This is a genomic window from Streptomyces sp. CA-111067, assembly GCF_050956065.1.
Taxonomy (GTDB): domain Bacteria; phylum Actinomycetota; class Actinomycetes; order Streptomycetales; family Streptomycetaceae; genus Actinacidiphila.
The window spans coordinates 601,666-624,650 of sequence record NZ_CP192103.1; the positions used below are offsets into that span (position 1 = coordinate 601,666).

The window sequence follows — 22,985 nt, forward strand, 5'->3', positions numbered from 1 at the left end:
ACACCACTGTGCACCGTGCCGCGCGAATCATCCTGGTACCGCGGGTCCCAGGAAGAGCAGACGGCTGGCTGGTCCCGGCGGCCGGCCGCAGTGTGGAGGCATGACCACCACATTGATCACAGGAGCGAACAAGGGCCTCGGCTTCGAGACCGCCCGCCGGCTCGTCGCAGCGGGCCACACCGTCTACGTGGGCAGCAGGGACCCCGAGCGCGGCCGGCTGGCCGCCGAGCGGCTGGGGGCGCGGGCGCTCGTCATCGACGTCACCGACGACGCGTCCGTCGAGGCCGCGGCCAAGACCGTGGAGGCGGCCGGCGGCCTCGACGTGCTGGTCAACAACGCCGGCGTCGAGGAGCGGGGGCCGGGCAACGAGGTGATCGGCGCCGCGGACGTGACCGCCGACCTGCTGCGCACGACGTTCGAGACGAACGTCTTCGGCCTGGTCCGGGTCACCCACGCGTTCCTGCCGCTGCTTCGGCGGTCCGCCGCGCCGGTCGTGGTGAACCTCAGCAGCGGCCTCGCCTCGCTGTCGAAGATCAGCGAACCGGGCAACCCGGTGCACGCCTATCCGGGTGTCGCCTATCCGGCGTCGAAGACCGCGGTCAACATGATCACCGTGCAGTTCGCGAAGGCGTTCCCCGCCATGCGGATCAACGCGGTGGAGCCCGGCTTCACCAAGACGGACCTGAACGGCAACACCGGCGTGCAGACCGTCGAACAGGGCGCCGAGGTCATCGTCAGGATGGCCCTGGCCGGCCCGGACGGGCCCACCGGTGGCTACTTCAGCGCCACCGGGCCGCTGGACTGGTGAGTGGCGGAGTCACTCGGCGGGTCCAGGTGGACGGCGAAGACGATCAGATCGTCCTCCGGCCCGCTGCCGAAGACGTCCAGCAGGTGATCGCACAGGGCGTTCGGCCCTGACGGGCCGGCCGCGGCCTCCTGGCGCAGCTGCTCCATGCGGTCCAGCAGATCCTCGTCGCGGGTCTCGATCAGCCCGTCGGTGACCATCAGGAGGATGCTGTCCGGCTTGACCGGGTGCCGGGTGGCTTCGGGCTGCGGGAGCCCCAGGCCCAGCATCGGGCCGTGGGGGTGCAGGAAGTCGCCGCTCTCACCGGGCGCCACCAGCAGCGGGGGCAGATGGCCGCCGTTGGCGATCTGGACGGCGGCCGCCCCCGGCTCGACCAGTACCACGCACAGGGTCGCCGACCACCCGGGCTGGTGCAGCCGCAACAGGTGGTCGAGTCGCTCCAGCAGTACGTGCGGCGGATGGTCCTCGGCCGCGTACGCGCGCAGCGCGTGCCGCAGCTCCCCCATGACGACCGCGGCCTGCAAGGAGTGGCCGACGACGTCGCCCACCGCGAGGAGCAGCCCGGCGGGGGTGACCACGGCCTCGTAGAAGTCACCGCCGATCTCGGCCTCCGCGGTGGCCGGGATGTAGCGGACGGCCAGCTCCACCCGGGAGGCCCGGGGCAGCTCGCCGGGCAGGAAGGTGCGTTGCAGGGTCAGGGCGAGCTGGTGCTCCTCGCCGTACAGCGCCACGACCCCGCGGTTGGTCTCCTCCAGTTCCGCCGAGAGCTCGGTGTACAACGCCATGACGCCCTGGTTGGTCTCGGCCAGTTCGGTGTTCAGCCGCTCCAGCTCGTCGCGCTGCGTGCGGGACTCCTCCAGGGCGGAGATCAGGTCGATCGTCTGCGCCCTCAGGTCGTCGAGCGCGGTGCTCGGACCCGTCGCCGCGTTGAGCACACCGCTCACCGCCTCGGCGGTCTCCTTCAGGTCCGCCCCCTGCGGCAGCGGGCAGGCGACCTCGACCGCGCCGAGGCCGCCGTCCGCGGGGCGGCAGCGGATCATCGGCAGCAGTTTCGCGACCAGCCGCAGTGAGTCCTCGCTCGGCTCGCGGTCGTCCGTCCAGGCCAGCTCGACCCGCAGCGAGGCGGGACGCCCGGCCGTCGGCTCGTCGAGGGCGAAGGAGGCGGTCATCGGAACGGCCGTCCGCAGCAGATCGCGCCCGAGTTCGCTCAGCGTGGTGGCCAGGCGCACCTGCTGGCGCGGTTCGAGGCCGGCGGCCTCGGCAGCCGTCTTGGCCTGGCGGCGCAGCGTGAAGACGTCGTGCTCGGAGGAGAGCAGTACGGTCAGCAAAGAGGGCGTCGTCATCACCACAGATCCTTCGCGATCACCACACTGGCATCGTCGCGCCGCGTTCCCGCACCGCGCAGCAGGCCGACAGCCGCGACCGTGGGCCGGTGCGACAGCAGGCCGGCCAGATCGGCCGGGGTCCAGCGTTCGTTGAGTCCGTCGGAGTGCAGCACCAGGGCGCCGTACGGCGGCAGCGGGTACTCGTACGTGCGCGGCTGGTGCATCTGGTGGCCGACGATGCCGGGGTGCGAGAGCAGGTTGCTGCGGCTGTCGGCGGTGACCAGCGCCGTGGTGATGTTGCCCACCCCGCAGAACAGCACCCGCCGGTTCTGCGGCTCGATGCGCGCGACCGCGACCGCGGCACCTCGCGTGCCGCGCAGACCCGCGTGCAGTTCCTGCATGATCTGCTCGGGCAGCCGAGCGTGTCCTGAGCGGAAGGCGTGCACCGCGGCCTGGCCGGCCATCGCCGCCATGGCGCCGTGGCCGAGGCCGTCGCACAGCATCACCAGCACCGCGGGGCCCGGCCCCGCGCTGACCGACCGCAGCGCCAGACCGCGGTCGGTCCGGCGAAGGGTGGCGGCGGACAGCGCCGAGCCCGCCGCGGAGGACGGACCCTTCGGCCGGCGCGCCGTGCCGGTCATGGACGCCCAGTCGATCGGGGCCGAGGCCGGTTCCGGCGCGGCCGCCGCCGGTCCCGCGACGGAACGCTCCTCGTGTGCGGTGCCGCCCGGATCGCTCCTGGCGGCCCAGGCGTCGCCGCAGACCTGCTCGCCGCTGATCGGCCGGGTCACCCCGCCGACCGCGGGCTCGGCCGCCGCACCCTCGGGGAGCGGCGCCGGCCAGAACCGGGCCAGCTGCACGGTTCCGAGGCCGGAACGGGAGTGCACGTCGAAGACATCGGCCAGCCGCCGCACCGCGCCCAGTCCGATGCCCAGGGTGCCCGCGGTTGACATGCCGTCCCGCAGCGCCGCGGGCACGTCGGCCATGCCGGGGCCGCCGTCGGTCACCACGACCTCCACCCCGGCCGTCAGCGGCGTGCGCAGCACCCGCAGCAGCAGCGAGCCGTCCACCGCGTGCTGCCGCATGTTGGTCACCAACTCGGTGACGGCGAGCACGACTTCCGCCGCGCGCCGGTCGGTGAACCCCAGCCGCCTGCACAGGGCCGCCACCGCTCCGCGGGCTCCCTCCGAGCCGTCGCGGAACCACGCCACGTCCTCGTGGTCCACCAGCAGCGGTGCGCCGGTCACCTGGCCCACTTGGTGATCGTGACGGTGGTGCCGCGGCCGACGACGCTGTCGAGCACGAAGTCGTCCACCAGCCGCCTGGACCCGGAGAGCCCCAGGCCCAGACCGGAGCCGGAGGTCCAGCCCTCGGTCAGCGCCAGCTCGATGTCCTCGATACCGGGGCCCTGGTCGACGAAGACCACCCGCACACCGCGCCTGCCCCGCTCGTCGACCAGTGCCGCGGTCATCGTGCCTCCACCACCGTAGATCAGCGCGTTGCGGGCCAGTTCGCTGGCCGCCGTCACCAGCTTGGTCTGCTCGACCAGGGACAGCTTGCACTCCTGAGCCAGGGCGCGGACGGTCTGGCGGGCCATGACCACGTTCTCGTTGGCCCTGATCGTCAGCACCCTCGGCTCGGTCACGGGGTGCCCGGGCGGAGGACGGCTGGTACGTCGTCGGGCTCCGGCGGGACGTCGTCCTCGTCGTCGGAGCCCGCACCGGCGCGCTTGAGGACCTCAAGGCCCTTGTCCAGGGTCAGCGCGGTGGCGACGCCGCCGAGCGACAGGCCCAGTTCGACCAGCGTGATGGCCACCGCGGGCCGCATGCCGACCACGACCGTGCGGGCGTCCAGCATCCGTGAGATCGAGGCGATGGTCGCCAGCATCCGGCCGACGAAGGAGTCCACGAATTCCACGGCGGTGATGTCGATCACCACGCCGTGCGCCCCGGTGTCCACCACCCGGGAGGCCAGTTCGTCCTGGAGCGCCAGCACCGCCTCGTCGTCGAGGTCGGTCTGGATGGAGACCAGCAGCACCTTGCCGATCTGCAGGACCGGGATCTGATCGCTCATCGGGCCGCTACCGCGCCCTTGGTGGCGGCCAGGGTGGTGCCGGAGCGGCGCAGGGCGTGCCGCAGGGCGTCGGCCAGGGTCGCCTTGGTGGTGATGTCGCCGAAGTCGATGCCGAGCGCGACGATGGTCTGGGCTATCTGCGGGCGGATGCCGGATATCGTGCATTCCGCGCCCATCAGCCGGGCCGCGACCACGGTCTTCAGCAGGTGCTGGGCGACCTCGGTGTCCACCGCGGGCACGCCGGTGATGTCGATGATGGCCTGCTCGGAACCGGTGTCGAGCAGCGCCTGGAGCATCTTCTCCATCACCACCATCGTCCGCGCCGAGTCGAGCGTCCCGACCAGCGGCACACCGATCACGCCGTCCCACAGCTTGACCACCGGAGTGGACAGCTCCAGCAGCTGCTCGGCCTGCGCGGTGATCAGCTCCTCGCGCGCCCCGGTGTAGGTCTCGATGGTGAACAGGCCCAGGGCGTCAAGCAGCCCTGACAGCTGGAGGTACGCCTTGATGTCGGCGCTGTCGCCGTCGGAGAGCGCCGGCTCAAGGACCTGCTTGAGCGCGAAGACGCTCATCGCGGTCTCCGTCGGCGTGAGGCCCTGCCGGGCCCGGCTCCGCGACAGCTCGGTCAACAGGGCCCGCACTTCGCCGAACGCCTCGCCGTACGCGTCCAGCTCGTCGCGCCGGAGAGCCGACAGCAGCGCGGTGTACAGCTCCCGCAGCTCACGCTCGACCTCCGCCCGGCTCACCCGGCCACCCAGCGAGACCACCACCTGGTCGACCCACTTGGCGGCGAGATCCTCTTCGCTCCCCGCGAGCAGGCTCACCAGTCGCTCGGTCGCGCTTCCACCAGTCACAAGACACTTCCCTCACCATAGACACGCGGACAATGGGCCAGGCTGTGGCGTGTACCCCCAGTTGCTGCCGACTACCTGACGCTGCGGGCCCGCCCCCCGTCGGCGGCAGCATATCGCCTGCCCAGAGGGCTCAAGCCAGTCGGCGTGAACGGCGGCCGGCCGACCGGGCGGCCGGCGTGCGGCGGCGCGCCGCGGCCGAGGACATGCGTCCGGTGACGCGTTTGTTCAAGCCCCCGGGCGGCGAGCGTCCTACTGTCGGGGCATGGACGCAATCGACCTCCTCTCGGGTGTTCTGACCAAGACCGGCGACCTCGTCGACGGCGTGACCGCGGACCAGCTCGGCCTGCCGACGCCCTGCGACGAGTACGACGTGGAGACGCTCCGCAACCACCTCGTGGGATGGCTGCTGGTGTTCGCGGCCGGCAGCCAGGAGCGGCGCCACGAGGGCGACCCGACGGCGTACGTCTGCGGCGCCGACCCGGCCGGCGAGTTCCGTGCCGCCGCGGCCGACCTGGTGGCCGGCTGGCGCACCCACGGCTTCGACCGCGAGGTCCGCGTCGTGGGCGGGAGGTCGCCGGCGGAGTCGGTCTTCAACATGGCGCTCATGGAGTACATGGCGCACGGGTGGGACCTGGCCGTCGCCACCGGGCAGCCGGTGCCGTTCACCGAGCAGGAGGCGGCCCGGACGCTGGCCCGCGCCGAGGCCACCCTGCCGCCGCAGTACCGGGGCGAGGGCATGCCCTTCGGCGACATCGTCCCGGTGGCCGAGGACGCGCCCGCGGTGAGCCGGTTCGCCGGCTTCCTCGGCCGCCGGGCGGCGGCGGACGACGCCACCGGCTGACGGCCGACCGTCCGGCGCCGCGAGGGGTCGTCACCGAACGGACGGGGGCCCGGGTCACGGGCGGCCGCGGTGCCGGGACCACTCGTGGGACAGGATCGACATCACCGTGGCGTCCACCCACCCGTCGCCGAAGCGCAGCGCCTCCCGCATGACGCCTTCCGCGACGAAGCCGGCCTTCTCGTAGACGTGCCGGGCCCGCGGGTTGAAGGCGTAGACCTCCAGCGAGATCCGGTGCAGGGCGAGTTGCTCGAAGCCGTAGCCGACGACGATGCGCACCGCCTCGGTGCCCAGGCCGCGGTCGCGGCCCGCCGCGGCCAGCGCGATCCGGAAGTTGCAGCTGCGGTTGGCCGCGTCCCACTCGTTGAGCACGATCTCGCCCACGCAGTGGCCGGTCGCCCGGTCGGCCACCGCGAGATCCAGCCGGTCGGGCTGCGCGTTGCGCCACCGCCTGAACTGCTCGTCGCGCTCCGGATCGGCCGGCGCGGGCTCCGCGGCGCGGTCGTGCGCGCTGCCGGTCAGCCGGAGCAGCTCGCGGTCGTTCAGCAGCACCCGCAGCGCCGCCACGTCCTCGGCGACGAACGGCCGCAGGACCACCTTCTCGCCGATCAGCGTGGGCTTGACGGTGAAGTCCGCGATCTTCTGAGCTGTCATCGGGGAATTGTCGGCAGCGGCGGGCCCCGGCCGCAACAACCGAGGGCCGGCGGGCGTGCCGGTCAGGCGACCCAGTGCGGGCGGCGGCCGGCCGAGGGCGCCGGGAGCCCGTCGGCGAGCGCGGCGGCCATCCGGCGCACGGCCTCCCGCAGGGTGTCGGCGGGCGCGGTGTACGGGATGCGCAGGCGCTGGTCGAAGAGGCCGGGGTCGGTGCCGAAGTGGGCGCCGCCCTCGATCCACACCCCGTAGTCGAGCGCCCGGTCGGCCAGTGCGAGGGCGACCGGCTCGCCCAGGTCGACCCACAACGACAGTCCGCCGGGCGGCGGTCGCCAGCTCCACTGCGGGAGGTGTTCCGCCAGGGCCGCGGTCAGCGCGGCGCGCTGCCCGCGCAACTGCCCGATGCGGCGCGGCAGCAGGTCATCCGCCCGCTCCAGCAGGGCGAGCGCCAGGAGCTGGTCGAGAACGGCGCCGCCCATGTCGGTCGCGACCCGCTGGGCGGCGAGCTCGGTCACCAGCTGGCCCGACGCACGCAGCCAGCCGATCCGCAGGCCGCCCCAGTGGGTCTTGCTCATCGAGCCGATGGTGATGACCTGCCCGCCGGCGCCCGGTGCGGCGTGCGCGGCGAACGGCGGGCCGCCGGGGACGTCGAGCGCGAGGTCGGCCAGCGTCTCGTCGATCACCAGCCAGCTGCCGGAGCGCTGCGCGGCGCGCAGGACCCGGGCCCGCTCGTCCTCGGGCATCAGGCAGCCGGTCGGGTTGTGGAAGTCCGGGATCAGGTAGGCCAGTCGGGGAACCGCCTGGCGCAGCGCCGACTCGGTGGTCGCGATGTCCCAGCCGGTGTCGGTCACCGGCACCGACACGGTACGGAGCCGGGCACGCCGCATCGCGTCCAGCGCGTTGGGGTAGGACGGGTTCTCGACCAGCACCCGGTCGCCCGGCCCGCACAGCAGCCCGAGTACCAGCGTCAGGGCGTGCTGGGCGCCGGAGGTCAGCAGGATCTGCTCGGGCACGGTGGCCAGGCCGCGCCGGGTGAAGCGGTCGGCTACGGCGGCCCGCAGCCCGTCGAGGCCGTAGGGGTGGTAGCCGGGCGTGTCCGCGTGCTCGGCCAGTTGCGGGGCGATCTGCCCGAGCGCGTCGACGAGCGTCTGCCGCGGCAGCCCGGGGGCGGCCCTGGCCAGGTCGATCGCGGTGTCCTCGGTGGCCAGCAGCCGGGTGACTCCGGTCGGCGTGCGGCCCTCCGGCAGCGCCGTCCAGGTGCCCGAGCCCTGCCGGCTGTGCGCGTAGCCGCTCTCGCGGAGCAGGTCGTAGCAAGCGGTGACGGTGGCTCTGCTGGTGCGCAGGGCCGTGGCCAGCTCGCGTTCTGCGGGCAGCCTGACGTGCAGGGCGATCCGGCCGTCCAGGATCAGCGCGCTGATCGACTGCGCCAGGTGCCGGTAGGCGGGCCGGACGCCCGCCGGGTCGGGCAGCAGGGCGGCCAGCTGCCGGCTGCCCAGCGTCCGGCCCGTGCGGTCCGCCCGGCCCGTGCGGTCCGCCTGACCTGCGCGGTCCGCTGAGCCCACCCGTGGGGACGGCTGCCCGTCAGCCATACCACTCTCCTGAAATTGGCCATGCCATCTGGGCCAATCACTGTACAGACTCGCGGCCAGTGGCCTTGAGGCCAGCCGGGTACAGCCGGGTACAGCCGGGTACAGAGAGGCGAGCGCCGATGCGGCAACGGATCAGTGACGACGGACCGGGGCGCGGGCCCGGCGGACGCGGCCCGGCCGCACCGGAGCCGAGCCGCCGCGGCCGGGTCAGGATCGCGCTCATGGACGCGGGCATCGGGCTGCTGGCGGCTGCCGCCGCGGTACGCGGGCTGCGCCCGGACGCCGACATCGTGCTGTCGTCGGACCCCGACGGGATGCCCTGGGGGCCGCGCGCCCCGCAGGATCTGGTGGAACGGGCACTGGCCGTCGCCGAGGCGGCCGTCGCGCACCGCCCGGACGCGCTGATCGTCGCCTGCAACACCGCCTCCGTACACGCCCTGCCCGCTCTGCGGGCCCGCTTCGAGCCCGGCCTGCCGGTCATCGGCACGGTCCCTGCGGTCAAACCGGCCGCGGCCGGTGGCGGACCGTTCGCCGTCTGGGCCACCCCGGCGACGACCGGCAGCCGCTACCAGCGCGCTCTGATCGACGAGTTCGCGGCCGGGGTGCGGGTCACGGAGGTGCCCTGCCCGGGACTCTCCGACGCCGTCGAGTCGGGGGACGCGGCGGCCGTCACCCGGGCGGTCGCCGCCGCCGCGGAGCGCACCCCTGCCGACGTAAGGGCCGTCGTCCTGGGCTGTACCCATTACGAACTCGTCGCCGACCGGGTCCGCGCGGCCCTGCGGCGGCCGGGCCGTCCGCCGGTCGTCCTGCACGGCTCGGCCGCCGCGGTGGCCGCCCAGGCGCTGCGCAGGATCGGCGAGCGGCCCGCGCCCCAAGCGCCCGCCGTGGGCACGCTCAGCGTGATCCTCAGCGGGCGGCCGGGGCCGCTGCCGGCGGTGGCGCCGGCCTACGCCGAAGGCCGGCTGGTGCGGGCCGCCGGGCCCGGGGCGCTCCTGTGAACAGTGACGTGTCCCGGTCGCCGCTCGGCTGCCTGCCGTTCGGCGAGCGCCCGTGGCGGCGGCTTCCGCAACTGGTCGCCGGGCTCGCGCTGTACGGGTTCAGCCTTTCCCTGATGGTCAGGGCCTCGCTGGGCGTCAACCCCTGGAGCGTGCTGTACGAGGGCGTGCAGCGGCACACCTCGCTGAGCTTCGGCACGATCAGCGCCGTCGTCGGGGTGCTGGTGCTGCTGCTCTGGATCCCGCTCCGGCAGCGGCCGACGTTCGGCACCGCCGCCAACATCGTCGTCCTGGCCTGCTCGTCCGACCTCGGGCTCGCGCTCCTCCCCCGGCATCCCGGGCTGCCGGCCAGGGCCTGCCTGCTGGTTGCCGGCGTGCTGCTCAACGGGTGCTCGGTCGCGGTCTACGTCGGCGCGCGCTTCGGGCCGGGCCCCCGGGACGGGCTGATGACCGGCGGTTCCGCGCTGACCGGTCGCTCGCTGCGGGCCGTGCGGACGGCGATGGAGATCGCCGTGCTGGTCGCCGGCCTGCTGCTGGGCGGCGGCGTGGGCGTCGGAACGGTGCTGTACGCGCTCGCGGTCGGCCCGCTGACGCAGATCCTGCTGCCCCGGTTCGCCTACCGGACCGCGGCCGAACGCCCCCCGCGGGCGCCTGAAACGCGTCCGGCCTGGTCTCTTCCGTCCTGAAAAAAACCCGAATGCGCTGACGCTCCGTCAGGTACGCTCGTTGTCGGGGAGGCGTGGTGGTGCCCACGGAGCGAGTGGAACAAGTGGAGCGGGTGAAGCGGGCGGGGCCTGAGCGCGGTGCGCGGATCGCGGAAGCTCACCTTGGAGGCCGGTGGTGACGGCGCGGCCGCGGTGGCGCCGCCGTTCGGCCGTGTGGCGAAAAGGGGGTGAGGGCCATGGCTGACTGTGACCACGAGTGGGTGCGGTGGAGTGGCGCGCAGCGCTGCCGGAAATGCGGGGCGACGCAGTAGCCTGTCGGGCTCCGGGGCCGGTCGGGCCGCGGACCCTTCTGGAGGTTGCCCCATGGCCCGTGCGAAGGTCCGTGCCATAGCCCGCGTCGCATGGGCGGAACTGCCGGCCGCCGTGCGCGTCGCGGTCGGGGCGCAGGTCGGTCCGGTGCTGGACGCCGCGCCGGTCGCCGACGGGCTCACCTGCGCGATGGCCGAGGTGCTGACGACCTCCGACGGCCGGGTGTTCGTGAAGGGCGTACCGGTCTCGCAGGAACGCGGGGTGGCCGCCCAGAGCTGGGAGGTCGCGGTGAACCCGCTGGTCGCCGGGATCGCCCCGCTGCTGCTGACCCGGATCGAGGTCGCCGGCTGGGACGTGCTGGTGTTCGAGCACATCGAGGGCCGGCACGCGGACCTGTCCCCGCCGTCGCCCGACGTGCCGCTGGTCGCCGACGCGCTGCGGCAGACCCAGCAGCTGACGGCGGGCGGGCTGGCGCCGCGGCTCGCCGACCGGTTCGCGGGCTTCCTCGACGCCGGCGAGCAGTCGCTGCTCGCCGGTGACGCGCTGCTGCACACCGACACCAACCCGCACAACTTCCTGATCGGCGGCGGCCGCGCGCACGTGGTGGACTGGGCGATGGTGGCCTCAGGCCCCGCCTGGGTGGACGTGGCCTATCTGATGGTGCGGCTGATGGAGGCGGACTGGACGGCCGCTCAGGCGCTGGAATGGGCCGGGCAGTTCCCGTCGTGGCGCGGGGTGGACCCGGTGGCGGTCCGGGCGTTCGTCCGGGGCGCGTGCCGCCAGTGGGAGAGCATCGTCGGCACGGTGGAGGCCCGTCCGGGCAACGGGCGGTACGCGGCGCTGCTCGGCGCGACGGAGCCGGCGGCCGTCCCGGGCCCTGCCGTCCCCGACCCCGCCGTGCCTGACCCGGCCGTTCCGAGCGCCGTCAGCCGGTCGGCGATCGGCCCGCGCGAGGCCACCACCTGACGGGGCACCCGCGCGCCGGGCGCCGCGGCCCGCGCGCGGCTGCCGTCTGACGGCGCACCGGGGTGTCCGACCGGGATGGCCGACTGGGGTGTCCGACCGGGATGGCCGGCAGTCGCCGGCCCCCCTCCGCGCCCCCGCTCATCCGGATGGACTTCGCCGCCGGGCCCGCGGGCGCCGGTGTTCCTACGGTGGCGTTATGACGTGGACTCCCACCCGACGCGCGGCCCGCCTGCTGTCCGGTCTCGCCCTCGGCTGCCTGCCGGTCGCCCTCTGCACCGCCGCCGCGGTCGGGTCGGGCGGCGACGGGGGCGGCAGCGCGGCGCTGCCCGCGCCCGCGCAGCCGGCGCCCGCCCGTCCCGCACCGGCGCTGCCCGCCCCGGCGGCCCCGGTCGGCGGGCCGCTGCTGGGGCGGCCGGGAGTCCAGGTGCTGCCGAGGGCCGGTGCGCCCGCTCTTCCCAAGGATCTGTCAGGGCTGTCCTGGGTCGTCTCGGACGCGGGCACGGGCCAGGTGCTGGCGGCGAAGGACGCGCACCGCAAGCTGCCGCCCGCCAGCACGCTGAAGACGCTGTTCGCCGACACCGTCCTGCCCCGCTTCACCGCCACCACCACCCACAAAGTCACCGACCAAGACCTCGCGGGCACCGGCGAGGGCAGCAGCCTCGTCGGCGTCCAGGCCGGCCAGACCTACACCGTCGCCGACCTCTGGCGAGGCGTCTTCCTCGCCTCCGGCAACGACGCCGTCCACGTCCTCGCCCACATGAACGGCTCCGTCCAGCAGACCGTCACCCAGATGCAGGCCAAAGCCGACATGCTCGGCGCCCACGACACCCACGTCGTCTCCCCCGACGGCTACGACTACCCCGGCCAGCTCTCCTCCGCCTACGACCTCGCCCTCTTCGCCCGCGCCGGCCTCACCAACCACGACTTCGCCCAATACGCCGACACCGCCACCGCGACGTTCCCCGGCGGGCACGACGCCCACGGCAAGGCCGTCCCGCCGTTCGGCATCCACAACACCAACCGGCTGCTGAGCGGCGCCAAGGGAGTGCACCCCTACCCGGGCATCATCGGGGTCAAGAACGGCTACACCACCAACGCCGGCAACACCCTGATCGCCGCCGCCACCCACGGCGACCGCACCCTCATCGTCACCGTGATGAACCCGCGCTCCGGCACGCCGGAGGCCGTCTACCACGAGGCCGCGTCCCTGCTGGACTGGGGCTTCGCCGCCGCGGACCGCACCGACGCCGTCGGCACCCTCAACGCGGTGCAGGCGGCCGCCTCGCCGCACCCCGAGGTGGCGGGCGCCCACCCGCATGACGGGCGCGGCCAGGTGGCCGACGCCGCGCGGGCCGTGGCCGACCCGCTGCCCGCCACCGCGTGGTACCTCGGCGGCGCGCTGGTGCTGATCCTGGCCGCGGCCGGCTCGATCCTGGTGCTGCGCCGCCGGGCCGCCAGACGGCGCTGAGCCGGGTGCCGCCGACATCTCCTGCGGGCGGCACCCGAGACCGCGTTCAGGACGCGACGTGCTCGCGGATCGCGGCGGCGAACCGGCCCGGCTGGTCGAGCGGCAGCAGCGTGTAGCTGTCCGGCACCTCGACGAGCCTGCCCTGCGGCAGCAGCCCGGCCAGCCGGCGGCCGTGCTCCGGCGGCATCACCCGGTCCTGCTCCGCCCAGACCACCAGGGCGGGACGGTCGAAGGCGGCCAGCCGCTCGGTGGCACCGGCCAGGATCCCGCGCTCGGCGGCGATGCCGCGCAGCACCCGTACGGTGTCCCGGCGGACGCCGGCCTGCGTGAGCACCGGCTTGATCCAGCGGGCGCTGACCGCGTCGCCGCGCCTGGTCAGCCAGCCGAAGGCGATCGGCAGCCGGCGGACCGGCTTGAGCCGCATCTGCTGCATGAACAGGCCGAACATGGTGGGCGACAGCTTCCCGGTGAGCACCAGGGTCTTGCCGGTCAGGCCGGGCGGGAAGTTGTCGAACGCGTCGCAGGACGCCAGCACGATCCGGCCCACCCGGGCGTCGTCCTCGCCGATGAGCAGCTGGACCAGGGCTCCCCCGGTGTCGTTGCCGACCAGGGTGACATCGGCCAGGTCGAGCTTCGCCAGGAACTCGCCCACCAGCCGGGCCAGGCCGCGCGGCGAGAGGTCGGCGTCCTCGGTCATCGGGTGGGTGTGGGCGCCGAGCGGCAGCACCGGCACCAGGCAGCGGTGGTCGGTGCGCAGGTCCTCGACGACGTCCTGCCAGAGGGAGGCGTCCATCAGGAGGCCGTGCAGCAGGACGAGCACCGGCCCGTCGCCGCCGGTGTCCTGGTATGCGATCGTGCCGGCCGAGAGCTGGGTCTCATGGGTGGTCATCTGCTGAACCCCGTCCATCGGCTCGCCGGAGCGAGCACCCGTCCGGGCCGCGACCGCGGCCCGACCGCCCGAACCGGTCCCGCACCGTCGGCAGCTCCGAGCTTATAGCGGGCAGGCCCGATCCCCGCCGGACGGGTCGCCGACGGGGACTCGGGGCCGCTGCGGGCCGGCCGTCAGACGGCCGACCGGCCGCGGTCGGTGAGCAGCGACCAGATCACGAAGACGCCGAGCGCGACGGCGATGATCGCCCAGATCGGCTGGTACGGCAGCCACATGAAGTTGGCGACGATGCTGACCGCCGCCATGCCGACGCCCACGAACCGGGCCCAGAGCGCGCCTCTGAGGATGCCGATCCCGGTGAGGATCAGCAGGATGCCGATCACCAGGTGGATCCAGCCCCAGCTGGTCACGCTGAACCGGTACGTGTAGTCGCCGATCCGGGTGTAGACGTTGTCCTTGTTGATGCCGACGATGCCGTTCAGTACGGCGATGACACCGTCGACGAAGAGCAGCACGCCGGCGAACAGGGTGCCGCCGGTCGCCCACCCGCTGCTGCCGCCGCGGCTCTGGCCGGGCGGAGTGGGGCGGGATGCCGGAGCCCCTGACGGGGTCGCGGTCTGAGCCATGTGGAGCCTCCTCTGCCGAGAACGCCGGTGGCGCCCGCGTGCAGCCGACCCTCCGCCTCCCGCCAGGGGGCCGCCACCCGGACGCGTCCGTCCGGGTGAACGGTGAACAGAGGGGGTGTCCGGCGTCAGCCGGTGGTGGGCTTGTAGCTGTAGACCGTGGTGGTCACCGCGCAGACGCTGGGCGGCACGATCTCCACCCGCAGCACCTTGGCGGCCGGGTCGTAGTCGATGCCCTCGGTCTCGTAGGTGCCGGAGCAGATGCTGCTGCGGGGCACCTGGAACAGGGTGCTGACCTGGCCGGTGACCGCGGTGCCGTCCAGCGGGTGCGGCAGGTCCACCTGGAGCACGTCCTTGGCGGCGTCGTCGGAGGCGCACACCAGCCGGGTGGCGGAGACGAAGTCGCAGCCCTGGATGTCCTGGACGCTGTGGTCGAGGGTGATCTGCCCGGCCTGGGCGAGCGCGCCGCCGGTGGCCGGGGTGGCCGGGTTGGTCAGCGGGGCGGGGAAGACCTGGAGCCGGTTCATGGTGTTCCACTCGCCGGCCACCAGCCACTGGGCGTCGGGCGAGACGGTGGCGAAGGAGTTGTTCAGCAGCTCGCCGGCGTCCAGCTTGTGGGTGTAGTTGTACGACTTCCCCGCGGGCGTGCTGACCTGGAACATCTTCGAGGTGGCGGAGTCGCCGCCCTGGTAGGCGTCGAAGACGTAGTCGCCGGCGATGTCGGGGTCGCCGACGTGGTTCCAGCCGTCGATGCGCAGGCCGAGCGGGATCGAGCCGAGGCCGCGCGTCAGCAGCGAGCCGTCCGGGTGGGTGGCGATGCCCTCGCCGCCGGTCAGCGAGTTGATCGTGGAACTGCCGGTCTTCGTCCAGCCGCCGGGCGAGCCGGCGTGCGCGGTACCGGTGCCGACCGCGGCGAGCGCGGCGGTGGCGAGCAGCAGCGCGGCGGCACGGCGGCGCGGTGCGGTTGCGGTCAACGGGACCCCCGGGGTGAGTGGTCGGGCGGTCGGCGGCTCGGCTGCCGGCGACCTCGGGCAGCAAGACAGTAGTCCCGCCTTTCCCACCGGCACCACAGCGCACCGGCCAACACCGCCTGAACAGAGCGCGGTTGGCGACGGCAGGGGGTATCCGGGCGCCGGGCGCGCGGGGCCACGCCACCGCACGGGCGCCGGCCGCACTGGAGTGCCGGCACCGCCCGCCTCACTCCGGCTGGTCGCCGACGATCGTCCCGCCGGCCAGCAGCGCCGACTCGGCGTGCTCGGGTTGGCCGGTGCCGCCGCCGCGCGTCCGGCCGCGGCCTCCGGCGGGCATCAGGACCGCCGCGAACGCCGCGACGACGAGAGCGCCGGCCAGCATGGCGAAGCCGTTGGTGTAGCCCGACTCGCGGGGCAGGCCGTCTGCTGCCGGGTTCGCGGTGACGATGCTCGCCATCAGCGCCGCGCCGATCGAGCCGCCGATCGTCCGGATGTTGGCGTTCATGCCGCTGGCCACGCCGGTCTGCTCCGGCGGCACCGCGCTGACGATCAGGCTGGACATCGCGGAGAAGGCCAGGCCGAAGCCGACGCCCATGACGGCGGTGGAGACGTACAGCTCCCACTTCTCGTCGTGCGCGAAGGCGAGGATGGCCATCGAGACGACCCCGACCAGGCAGCCGACCACCACCAGGGCCTTGGCGCCGACCCGGCGGGCCATGCCGCCCGCCCCCATGCCGACGAAGAACATGGTGATCGAGGCCGGCAGCAAGATCAGACCGGACTGGGTGATGCTCGAACCGAGCCCGTATCCGGTCGACTTGGGGGTCTGCACGAACTCCGGCAGGAAGGCGAAGACGGCGTACATCCCGATGCCGATCAGCAGCGCGACCAGGTTGTTGGTCCACACCGCGGGCAGCCGCATCATCTTCATGTCGATCAGCGGAGTGGCGGCCCGCAGCTCCACCCGCACCCAGCCGGCCGCCAGCACGACGGACCCCACCAGCAGGCCGATCACCCGGCCGGAGCCCCAGCCCCACACCGGCGCCTGGCTGAGCGCGACCAGCAGCGCCACCAGCCACGCGGACAGCAGCACGGCGGGCAGCCAGCTGATCCGCCCCGGAGTGCGTACCGGCGACTCGGGGACGAAGAAGTGCGCGGCCAGTGCGGCGGCCACGGTCAGGATCATCGGCAGCCAGAACAGCCAGTGGTAGTCGAGTGCGTTGACGATCGGCCCGGCCAGCACGATGCCGAGCCCGGCGCCCACCGCGCTGAGCGAGGCGATGGCGCCCACGGCCCCGTTCAGCTTCTCCTTGGGGAACTCGTCGCGGATGATGCCGAACGCCAGCGGCAGCACACCGCCGCCGATGCCCTGGATCACCCGGGCGACGATCATCACCTGCACGTTGGTGGCGAGCGCGGCCAGCAGCGAGCCCGCCGAGAGCGCGATGAGCGTCGCGACGAAGACCCTTTCCTTGCCGATCATGTCGCCGATCCGGCCCATGATCGGGGTGAATATCGACGCCGACAGCAGATAGGCGGTCAGCACCCACGTCACGGTGTTCTGCGTGGTGTGCAGATCGACCGCGATGGTCGAGAGCACCGGTGTGACCAGCGACTGGAGCAGTGCGTAGGCGGCGACCGCCGCGGCCAGCACCGCGAAGGTGACCTGGTGGTGGACTCTTCGGGTCTGCGACGCCATGGGATTCCCTCGCCCGCCCTTCGTAACCGGAACTATGGTTCCGCGTAGCGGCGGGCAGACTATCGTACGGGAGCGGGACGAGGGTCCCCCTTGCTCACATCAGCCGCGAAGGCTCCATCACCTCAGGCTCCACTGCTGGTTGGCGCCGCTGTTGCAGTTCCACAGTTCCAGCGCGGTGCCGTTGACGTTGCCCGCGCTCACGTTGCCGCCGGTCACGTCGAGGCACAGGCCGGACTGGCCGCCGGTGACGGTGCCGTCGGCGTTGAGCTGCCACTTCTGGTTGGCGCCGCCGTTGCAGGTCCACAGCTCGACCTTGGTACCCGGCGCGGTCTGGTTGTTGAAGGCGTCCAGGCACTGGGTGCCGCCGTAGAGCCGCAGTTCACCGGCCGCGGTGAAGGTGCCGGCCTGGCCCGCGCCGCCGTTGCAGTCCCAGATCTCGATCTTGGTGCCCGGCGTGGTGGCGCCGCCCTCCGCGTCCAGGCAGCGGTGCGAGGAGGCGCTGATCAGCGGGTGGGTGGTGCCGGTGCTGCTGCCGCTGCCCACCGAGACCCGGTACATGACGGTGCCGTGGGCCGGCACCGGGGCGCTGATCGTGCCGCCGGTGCTCGAGACCGCCTTGGTCCACAGATTGGACAGCTTGTACGAGGACGCCCGTGCCACCGCGGCACCGCCGTGGAGAGCGCGGCCCGCCGCCTCGGCTTCCCGGTCGAGTGGCACGCCGGGTTCCGGCTGGCGGTCGACGAGCTGCGGCGCCATCCGGACTACCGCGGGCCGGAGTTCGTGGCGCTGGGCGAGCAGATCGCGGTGGACGGACGGCTCGACCCCCGCGCCATCGGCGACGCCGCCCGCACCGGCCGCCATGACGAACAGTCACTCAAGCGCGTCTGGCACTGCCTGGCCCGCTTCGGCGCGCCGGACTACTGAGGCCCGTTCCACTCCTGGACCACGGACGGGCCTTCGGGCGCCGCCGGGGTCATGGCGGAGCGGCGGCGACGCCGCGCGGCGAGCAGCCCGGCCGCCGACCCCGCCAGCACGGCCAGCAGCAGCGCCGCCTGCACGATCCGCAGGCCGGAGTTCTGCCAGCCGGCCGCGACGGCCACCAGGCCGATCAGTGACAGGGCGCAGCCGAGCAGGCTCAGCCGCAGACCCCAGCGCAGCGTCAGCGCTGTGCGCTGGGGCAACGGATAGACCGTCTTCTTCCGGGTGAGCATCGTCATGCCCCTCGCCTGCCCCGGATCCGGCCGGGCAGCGCCGCTGACCGGTCCGAACGGGAACCCGGTCAGCGGGACTTGGCGAGCTGGTCGATCACCTCGGCGGCGGTGGTGCTCTCGCCGAGGCGCGGGAAGATCCGCTCGACGCTGTTGTGGTGCCGGTCGGCTTCCATGTCGGTCATCGCGTCGGTGGCCAGCACCACGTGGTAGCCGTGCTCGTGGGCGGCGCGGGCGGTGGACTCGACGCCCGCGGAGGTCGCCACACCGGTCAGCACGATCTGGGTGACGCCGAGCTCCTGGAGCAGCGAGTCCAGCGGGGTGTTGTGGAACGCGCCCCAGGTCTGCTTGGTCACCCGGAGGTCGGTGGGCTGCGGGTCGAGCTCCGCGACGATCTCGGTCCAGTCCGGCTCCGGGGTCCGGCCGGACCGCGGCGACACGGCGTCGGTACGGCCCGGCGCGCCGCCGCTGGCGTTGACCAGGACGACCGGCAGGCCGTGCGAGCGGAAGGCCGCCGCCAGGTCCGCCGACCGCCGCACGACGTCCTCCATCGGGTGCACCGTCGGATAGCCGGTGATCCCCTTCTGGAGGTCGATCACCACGAGCGCGGGCTTCGGGTCGAGAACGGACAGCGTCATCTGCGTGCCTCTTTCATGGGTTCATCGGCATCGGTTCATCGACATGGGTTCACCAGGTCGAACGGGCCCACGGCCGCGCGCGCCGGGCGCGGGCCGGACGGGGGCCGGGCGCGTCAGAGGTTCTGGGCCAGCCGCTCCAGCAGCGGCGCGACCTCGTTCAGCAGCCGCAGCTCCTGCGGGGTGAAGCCGTCGGCGAGCGCCTCGGCGAGCTTCTGCGCCTTGGCGTTGCGCCGGTCGCCCAGCACCGCGCGCCCGGCTCCGGAGATCGACAGCACCACCCGGCGGCCGTCCCGCGGGTCGGCGCTGCGCTCGATCAGGCCGCGCGCCTCAAGGCCGCCGAGGGTGGCGCCCATCGACTGCGGGCTGATCTGCTCCAGCTTGGCCATCTCGCTGGACGTGGCGGGGCCGCCGCGGTCCAGCCGGCCGAGCGCGGCGGTCTCCGGCAGCGTCAGATCGCCTTCGCCGGGGAGCTGGCGCACCCGCCGCACCAGCAGCCTGACGCCGAGCAGCAGTGCTTCCGCGACGCGGTCCGGCTCCGGCGCCCGCTCTGGTTCCTGGGTCATGCGTTAAGGCTAACTGATAAGGTGAACTTAGCAAAATAACGCGCCAGCGCTATCGCCGTACCGGTGCCGCCACCCGGCCTCAGGCAGAAGCAGGCGCCAGCCAGCCGAGCATCCGGCATTCGTCGTCCTCGTCGGGAACGTGCCCGCCGGGGAACGTGAAGGACTGCGCGCCCGGCACCTGGGTACGCAGCCAGTCGCCGTGCTGCCGCGGCACGAACGCGTCCGCCAGCCCGTACCAGATGCTGGTCGGGGCGCCGATCTCGCGCACGTCGAAGCCCCAGGGGCGGCTGAGCGCGGCCAGGTCGTCGAGCCGGCCGTCGACGCCGTCGAGCCACATCGCCCGGTTCCTGGCGACCCGGCCGGGATCGGCCGCGGCCGGGCGGGCGCGCAGCCGCTCCAGGTCGCTGTCGGGCGCGCCCCCGTCCGGGGCGAGCATCGGCTCGCCGCGCTCGACCCGGGCCACCGCCTCCGCCCCGCCGCGCTCCAGCAGCGGCCGGAGCGCCGGGTCGCCGGCCGCGGCGAGCCGGTAGCAGCGGACGTCGTCGGCCGCCATGCCGGCGAAGAAGTCGAGGCCGGGCGCGTCGAACGGGGCCGGGCTCATCATCGCCGCGCACCGGGTCACCCGGCCGGGCAGCAGCGCGGCGCAGGCCAGCGCGTGCGGGCCGCCGCCGGAGAAGCCGGTGACCGCGAACCGGTCCCAGCCCATGGCCCGCGCGAGCGCCCCGACGTCCTGCGCGGCGTCGCCGACCGTCCGTCCCGGCCTGCGGGTGGAGCCGCCGTATCCGGGCCGGTCGTACACCAGCACCCGCAGGCCGGCGTCCTCGTACGCGGCGACGCCCTCGGGGCGCACCCAGCGGGTGTCGGGAGTGCCGTTGAGCGCGAACACCGGCTCGCCGCCCTCCGGCCCGTACAGGCAGTAGCGCAGCAACCGGCCGTCGGGGGTGCGCAGTTCACGGGTGGCGGGCGGGGTCCAGCTCGCTTCGGTGCTCACGCGGCCCCATCCAACCAGAGCGGGCCGCGGACCGTTCCCCCGTCCTCGGAGCGGACAGGGAGCGGCGGCCGGAACCGTCTGGTTCCGGCCGCCGTCAGTGGTGTCCGGTGTTCGCCCCGTGAGGGGCGGCGGGTCAGTCGCGGGCCGCCTTGGCGCCGTAGCGGCGCTCGAAGCGCTCCACGCGGCCCGCGGTGTCGAGCACCCGGGCGGCACCGGTGTAGAAGGGGTGGCTCGCCGAGGAGATCTCGACGTCGATCACCGGGTAGCTGCGGCCGTCCCGCCATTCCACGGTGCGCTCGGTGGCGGCGGTGGAGCGGGTGAGGAAGGCCAGTCCGCCGACGTTGTCGCGGAAGACGACCGGGCGGTACTGCGGGTGGATGCCGTGCTTCATGTGGTTGCCTCGCAATCGGGTCCAGCGGTGGGCGGACGGGGTGGCGCCGGGCCGGAAGGCCCGCGGCTCAGCGCTCTTCGCGGAAGGTGACGTGCCGGCGGACGACCGGGTCGTACTTGACCAGTTCCAGCCGGTCCGGGTCGTTGCGGCGGTTCTTGCGGGTGACGTACGTGTGGCCGGTTCCCTCGGTGGAGCGGAGCCGGACGACCGGGCGCAGTTCACTGCGTGCCATGGATCTTCCTTCCCGAAACGGAACGGTTATCGTTTCCGTCTCACGCGATGTACCTGACAACGCGAGGAGGACCCTGTGCATTCCCGGCCGCCCGGTCCCTTGCGTGCGGGCAGCCGCGGCCGTCAGTTCACATAGCCGGCCGGCTCCGACCGGGACCGGTCGTACTCCCCCGGCCGAGGTCCTGACCTGCCGCTGAGCCGGACGGGCCCGCGGGCCAGCCGGTGGGCGCCGACCCCGATCAGGGCCGCCAGCAGACCGCCGCCGCCGGTCCACAGCCAGCGCGCCGACCACCAGGTGCCGGCCCAGCCGCCGGACGGCGCCACGGCCGCGGAGTTCGCCGACACCACCGGGGCGACCGAGCCGTCGACCGCCTGCCGTCCCGCCGTGCCCGACGAGGTGGCCTTCACCGCTGCCTGCACCGGCAGCCCCAGGTCGGTCGGCGGCAGGTCGAGCACCGTGAGCCGCAGGTAGTAGGCACCGCGCAGCGGGTCGTTGGACCACGGTTCGGCCCAGGCCCGGATCGCGCGCAGCGAGCAGGACAGCTCGACCGACGTGGCGTCGGCCGCGGCGGTCCTGGTCTGGCTGCCGAACCGGCAGGACTGGCGTCGCCGCAGCCCGTCGTAGACGTCGAGCTGCCAGGTCGAGGCGCCGTGCCTGACCGAGGCCGCCGGGAAGGTCACGGTGGCCTTGACCGTGACGTGCTCGCCGCTGTCGGCCGGGAAGGCCCAGTAGAGGTAGTCGCCGGCCGACGCGTTCGCGGTGGCCTGCTGCCCCTGCTTGATGGCGGTGGCGGTACGGAAGTTGGTGCCCGCCTCGGTGGGAGCGGCGTCCTTGCCGGCGTCCGCGGTGCTGCTCGCGCTCGGATCGGCGGACGGGGTGCTGCTCGAGTCGTCGGCGGCGGCCGGGCCGGTCAGCCCGGCCAGCGCGGTGCCGGCCAGCAGGGCCGCGGCGGCCAGCAGTCGTACGGTGCGCATCAGGCGTTCCTCCGGACGTTCAGGCGCCAGCGGGCGATCCAGCCGGACAGCAGGCCCATCACCGCGCCGGTCGCCGCGAGGGCGCCGAGCAGCCACCAGCCGCTGCCGAGGCCGTAGAAGGCCACGTCGGACGGCTGGTCGGGGGACGGCACCAGGTCGATGGAGAGCTCCACCGGCAGTCCCGGGCTGACCTTGACCGAGGCGGGCGCGGAGAAGGAGTTGCCGACCTGCAGGCAGACGGTCTCCGGCGGCGTGTCGTCGTCGGTCGACGGCTTGGGGTAGCGGATGCCGGCCGAGACCACGTCGGTACGGCCGGTGCCGCCCTCGTCGTCGCGGACGATCTCCCGCCCGTGCAGCGTCACGCCGCGCAGCAGGATGCCGTAGTCGGCGTTGACCGCGCGGTCGTCGGAGATGCTTGCCGAGGCCCGCAGCTCCTGCCCCGGCGGCACGTCCACCCGGTACCAGCGGTTCTGCGAGAACGTCTCGCGGTCGGTGTAGACGCCGGCCTTGAGCTGCGGCGCGCCGGTGCACTGCGCGCCGCCCTGGGTGGCCACCGGGGCGACCTGGACGTCGGTGCTGCGGTCCACCAGTTGCTTGACCTTGGTGGTGAGCTGCTGGCGGTGCTGTACGGCGGTGTAGGTGCCGCCGGTCGCCTCGGCGATGCAGCTGAGCTGGTTGCGGGTGGAGGCGTCGGGGACCAGGCCGAGGGTGTCGATCACCAGGTGGATGCCCTTGGCGGCGATGTCGCGGGCCACGTCGCACGGGTTCAGCGGCGCGCAGGTGTCCTCGCCGTCGGTGATCAGCACCAGCCGGTGGGTGCCGCTGCCGCCCTTGATGTCGTCCGCGGCCCTGAGCAGCGCCGGGCCGATCGGGGTCCAGCCGGTGGGCGCGAGCGTGGCCACCGCGGTCTTGGCCTCGTTCCGGTCCAGCGGGCCGACGGGGTAGAGCTGCCTGGTGTCCTTGCAGCCGGTCTTGCGGTCATTGCCGGGGTAGTCGGCTCCCAGTGTCCTGATGCCCAGCTCCACGTTCGCGGGCGTGGAGTCCAGCACGTCGTCGAACGCCTGCTTGGCCGCGGACATCCGGGTCTGGCCGTCGATGTCGCGGGCGTTCATCGAGCCGCTCACGTCGAGCACCAGCTCGACCTTGGGCGCGGGCGGCGCCGCCGCGGGCTGCTCGTCGGCCGCGGCGAGGGTGGGCAGCAGTCCGCCGGCCGCGAAGGCCAGCAGACCGGCGCCCAGACCAGCCGTCAGCAACTTTCTTATGATCAT

26 protein-coding genes and 1 pseudogene are annotated in these 22,985 nt (G+C 73.7%); 7 read left to right on the top strand and 20 right to left on the bottom strand.

Features of this window, described 5'->3' with window-relative positions:
* The first annotated feature begins 100 nt into the window (after window positions 1-100).
* Complete coding sequence (locus tag ACQPW6_RS02595; protein WP_433887866.1) at window positions 101-808, top strand: SDR family NAD(P)-dependent oxidoreductase; 708 nt, start codon at window positions 101-103, stop codon at window positions 806-808.
* Here the strand turns inward: ACQPW6_RS02595 and ACQPW6_RS02600 are convergent.
* From ACQPW6_RS02600 to ACQPW6_RS02620, 5 genes are read right to left on the bottom strand one after another with little or no spacing between them, the layout of a single operon-like run.
* Window positions 775-2,148 carry a PP2C family protein-serine/threonine phosphatase gene (locus ACQPW6_RS02600; RefSeq protein ID WP_433887867.1) on the bottom strand — a complete coding sequence of 458 codons (1,374 nt, stop codon included), beginning with the start codon at window positions 2,146-2,148 and terminating at the stop codon, window positions 775-777. The genes ACQPW6_RS02595 and ACQPW6_RS02600 overlap by 34 nt on opposite strands.
* Complete coding sequence (locus ACQPW6_RS02605) at window positions 2,148-3,386, bottom strand: ATP-binding protein (RefSeq protein ID WP_433887868.1); 1,239 nt, start codon at window positions 3,384-3,386, stop codon at window positions 2,148-2,150. Before ACQPW6_RS02605 ends, ACQPW6_RS02600 begins: the two co-directional genes overlap by 1 nt.
* Window positions 3,374-3,727 (bottom strand): ATP-binding protein, encoded by a 354-nt coding sequence (locus ACQPW6_RS02610; RefSeq protein WP_433894398.1) that lies wholly within the window; start codon window positions 3,725-3,727, stop codon window positions 3,374-3,376. The genes ACQPW6_RS02605 and ACQPW6_RS02610 overlap by 13 nt, the downstream gene beginning before the upstream one ends.
* 44 nt (window positions 3,728-3,771) lie before the next feature.
* Window positions 3,772-4,203 carry an STAS domain-containing protein gene (locus ACQPW6_RS02615; RefSeq protein WP_433887869.1) on the bottom strand — a complete coding sequence of 144 codons (432 nt, stop codon included), beginning with the start codon at window positions 4,201-4,203 and terminating at the stop codon, window positions 3,772-3,774.
* Entirely contained in the window at window positions 4,200-5,057 is an 858-nt protein-coding gene (locus ACQPW6_RS02620) for an STAS domain-containing protein (protein ID WP_433887870.1), read from the bottom strand. Before ACQPW6_RS02620 ends, ACQPW6_RS02615 begins: the two co-directional genes overlap by 4 nt.
* Before the next feature lie 262 nt (window positions 5,058-5,319).
* On the opposite strand from ACQPW6_RS02620, the gene ACQPW6_RS02625 reads away from it, so the two are divergent.
* Window positions 5,320-5,898 carry a TIGR03086 family metal-binding protein gene (locus tag ACQPW6_RS02625; protein WP_433887871.1) on the top strand — a complete coding sequence of 193 codons (579 nt, stop codon included), beginning with the start codon at window positions 5,320-5,322 and terminating at the stop codon, window positions 5,896-5,898.
* Between the two features lie 54 nt (window positions 5,899-5,952).
* Here ACQPW6_RS02625 and ACQPW6_RS02630 read toward each other — a convergent pair whose 3' ends face one another.
* Together ACQPW6_RS02630 and ACQPW6_RS02635 are read right to left on the bottom strand one after the other, a co-directional pair.
* Window positions 5,953-6,549: a GNAT family N-acetyltransferase gene (locus ACQPW6_RS02630; RefSeq protein WP_433887872.1), complete on the bottom strand. Its 597-nt coding sequence runs from the start codon at window positions 6,547-6,549 to the stop codon at window positions 5,953-5,955.
* Between the two features lie 62 nt (window positions 6,550-6,611).
* The gene (locus ACQPW6_RS02635; protein WP_433887873.1) at window positions 6,612-8,135 is read right to left on the bottom strand and encodes a PLP-dependent aminotransferase family protein; all 1,524 of its coding nucleotides are present in this window, start codon (window positions 8,133-8,135) and stop codon (window positions 6,612-6,614) included.
* Between the two features lie 221 nt (window positions 8,136-8,356).
* Here ACQPW6_RS02635 and ACQPW6_RS02640 point away from each other — a divergent pair, with 221 nt between their 5' ends.
* From ACQPW6_RS02640 to ACQPW6_RS02655, 4 genes are all read left to right on the top strand, one after another.
* Window positions 8,357-9,133, top strand: a complete 777-nt coding sequence (locus ACQPW6_RS02640) for a glutamate racemase (RefSeq protein WP_433887874.1) — start codon at window positions 8,357-8,359, stop codon at window positions 9,131-9,133.
* The gene (locus tag ACQPW6_RS02645; protein ID WP_433887875.1) at window positions 9,130-9,816 is read left to right on the top strand and encodes a YczE/YyaS/YitT family protein; all 687 of its coding nucleotides are present in this window, start codon (window positions 9,130-9,132) and stop codon (window positions 9,814-9,816) included. The genes ACQPW6_RS02640 and ACQPW6_RS02645 overlap by 4 nt, the downstream gene beginning before the upstream one ends.
* 342 nt (window positions 9,817-10,158) lie before the next feature.
* Window positions 10,159-11,070: a phosphotransferase family protein gene (locus ACQPW6_RS02650; RefSeq protein ID WP_433887876.1), complete on the top strand. Its 912-nt coding sequence runs from the start codon at window positions 10,159-10,161 to the stop codon at window positions 11,068-11,070.
* 196 nt (window positions 11,071-11,266) lie between these two features.
* Window positions 11,267-12,538 carry a D-alanyl-D-alanine carboxypeptidase family protein gene (locus ACQPW6_RS02655; RefSeq protein ID WP_433887877.1) on the top strand — a complete coding sequence of 424 codons (1,272 nt, stop codon included), beginning with the start codon at window positions 11,267-11,269 and terminating at the stop codon, window positions 12,536-12,538.
* Between the two features lie 46 nt (window positions 12,539-12,584).
* Here ACQPW6_RS02655 and ACQPW6_RS02660 read toward each other — a convergent pair whose 3' ends face one another.
* The 5 genes from ACQPW6_RS02660 to ACQPW6_RS02680 all read right to left on the bottom strand — a co-directional run bounded on the left by ACQPW6_RS02660 (window position 12,585) and on the right by ACQPW6_RS02680 (window position 17,476).
* Window positions 12,585-13,427 (bottom strand): alpha/beta fold hydrolase, encoded by an 843-nt coding sequence (locus ACQPW6_RS02660; RefSeq protein ID WP_433887878.1) that lies wholly within the window; start codon window positions 13,425-13,427, stop codon window positions 12,585-12,587.
* A 173-nt stretch (window positions 13,428-13,600) separates the two neighbouring features.
* Window positions 13,601-14,053, bottom strand: a complete 453-nt coding sequence (locus tag ACQPW6_RS02665) for a DUF7144 family membrane protein (protein WP_433887879.1) — start codon at window positions 14,051-14,053, stop codon at window positions 13,601-13,603.
* Between the two features lie 125 nt (window positions 14,054-14,178).
* Window positions 14,179-15,024 carry a hypothetical protein gene (locus ACQPW6_RS02670; protein WP_433887880.1) on the bottom strand — a complete coding sequence of 282 codons (846 nt, stop codon included), beginning with the start codon at window positions 15,022-15,024 and terminating at the stop codon, window positions 14,179-14,181.
* Window positions 15,025-15,247: 223 nt separating this feature from the next.
* Entirely contained in the window at window positions 15,248-16,720 is a 1,473-nt protein-coding gene (locus ACQPW6_RS02675; RefSeq protein WP_433887881.1) for an MFS transporter, read from the bottom strand.
* Between the two features lie 117 nt (window positions 16,721-16,837).
* Window positions 16,838-17,476 (bottom strand): ricin-type beta-trefoil lectin domain protein, encoded by a 639-nt coding sequence (locus ACQPW6_RS02680; protein ID WP_433894399.1) that lies wholly within the window; start codon window positions 17,474-17,476, stop codon window positions 16,838-16,840.
* Between ACQPW6_RS02680 and ACQPW6_RS02685 the strand changes: the two are divergent.
* A pseudogene (locus ACQPW6_RS02685) lies at window positions 17,372-17,644 on the top strand (DUF3626 domain-containing protein); the annotation flags it as partial. The gene ACQPW6_RS02680 and the pseudogene ACQPW6_RS02685 sit on opposite strands and share 105 nt — an antisense overlap.
* On the opposite strand, the gene ACQPW6_RS02690 reads toward ACQPW6_RS02685, so the two are convergent.
* From ACQPW6_RS02690 to ACQPW6_RS02725, 8 genes are all read right to left on the bottom strand, one after another.
* Window positions 17,638-17,937, bottom strand: coding sequence for a hypothetical protein (locus ACQPW6_RS02690; RefSeq protein ID WP_433887882.1), 300 nt, complete (start codon window positions 17,935-17,937; stop codon window positions 17,638-17,640). The pseudogene ACQPW6_RS02685 and the gene ACQPW6_RS02690 overlap by 7 nt on opposite strands.
* A 62-nt stretch (window positions 17,938-17,999) precedes the next feature.
* Window positions 18,000-18,566, bottom strand: a complete 567-nt coding sequence (locus tag ACQPW6_RS02695; protein WP_433887883.1) for an isochorismatase family protein — start codon at window positions 18,564-18,566, stop codon at window positions 18,000-18,002.
* Between the two features lie 113 nt (window positions 18,567-18,679).
* Window positions 18,680-19,129 carry a MarR family winged helix-turn-helix transcriptional regulator gene (locus tag ACQPW6_RS02700; RefSeq protein ID WP_433887884.1) on the bottom strand — a complete coding sequence of 150 codons (450 nt, stop codon included), beginning with the start codon at window positions 19,127-19,129 and terminating at the stop codon, window positions 18,680-18,682.
* Window positions 19,130-19,208: 79 nt separating this feature from the next.
* Window positions 19,209-20,120 (bottom strand): alpha/beta fold hydrolase, encoded by a 912-nt coding sequence (locus tag ACQPW6_RS02705; RefSeq protein WP_433887885.1) that lies wholly within the window; start codon window positions 20,118-20,120, stop codon window positions 19,209-19,211.
* Between the two features lie 133 nt (window positions 20,121-20,253).
* Window positions 20,254-20,511 (bottom strand): type B 50S ribosomal protein L31, encoded by a 258-nt coding sequence (locus ACQPW6_RS02710; RefSeq protein WP_433887886.1) that lies wholly within the window; start codon window positions 20,509-20,511, stop codon window positions 20,254-20,256.
* Window positions 20,512-20,578: 67 nt separating this feature from the next.
* On the bottom strand, window positions 20,579-20,743 hold the full coding sequence (rpmG, locus tag ACQPW6_RS02715) for a 50S ribosomal protein L33 (RefSeq protein WP_433887887.1): 165 nt from the start codon (window positions 20,741-20,743) through the stop codon (window positions 20,579-20,581).
* A 122-nt stretch (window positions 20,744-20,865) separates the two neighbouring features.
* A complete protein-coding gene (locus tag ACQPW6_RS02720; RefSeq protein ID WP_433887888.1) occupies window positions 20,866-21,717 on the bottom strand; it encodes a hypothetical protein in 852 nt (283 codons plus the stop codon).
* Window positions 21,717-22,985 (bottom strand): VWA domain-containing protein, encoded by a 1,269-nt coding sequence (locus ACQPW6_RS02725; RefSeq protein WP_433887889.1) that lies wholly within the window; start codon window positions 22,983-22,985, stop codon window positions 21,717-21,719. The genes ACQPW6_RS02720 and ACQPW6_RS02725 overlap by 1 nt, the downstream gene beginning before the upstream one ends.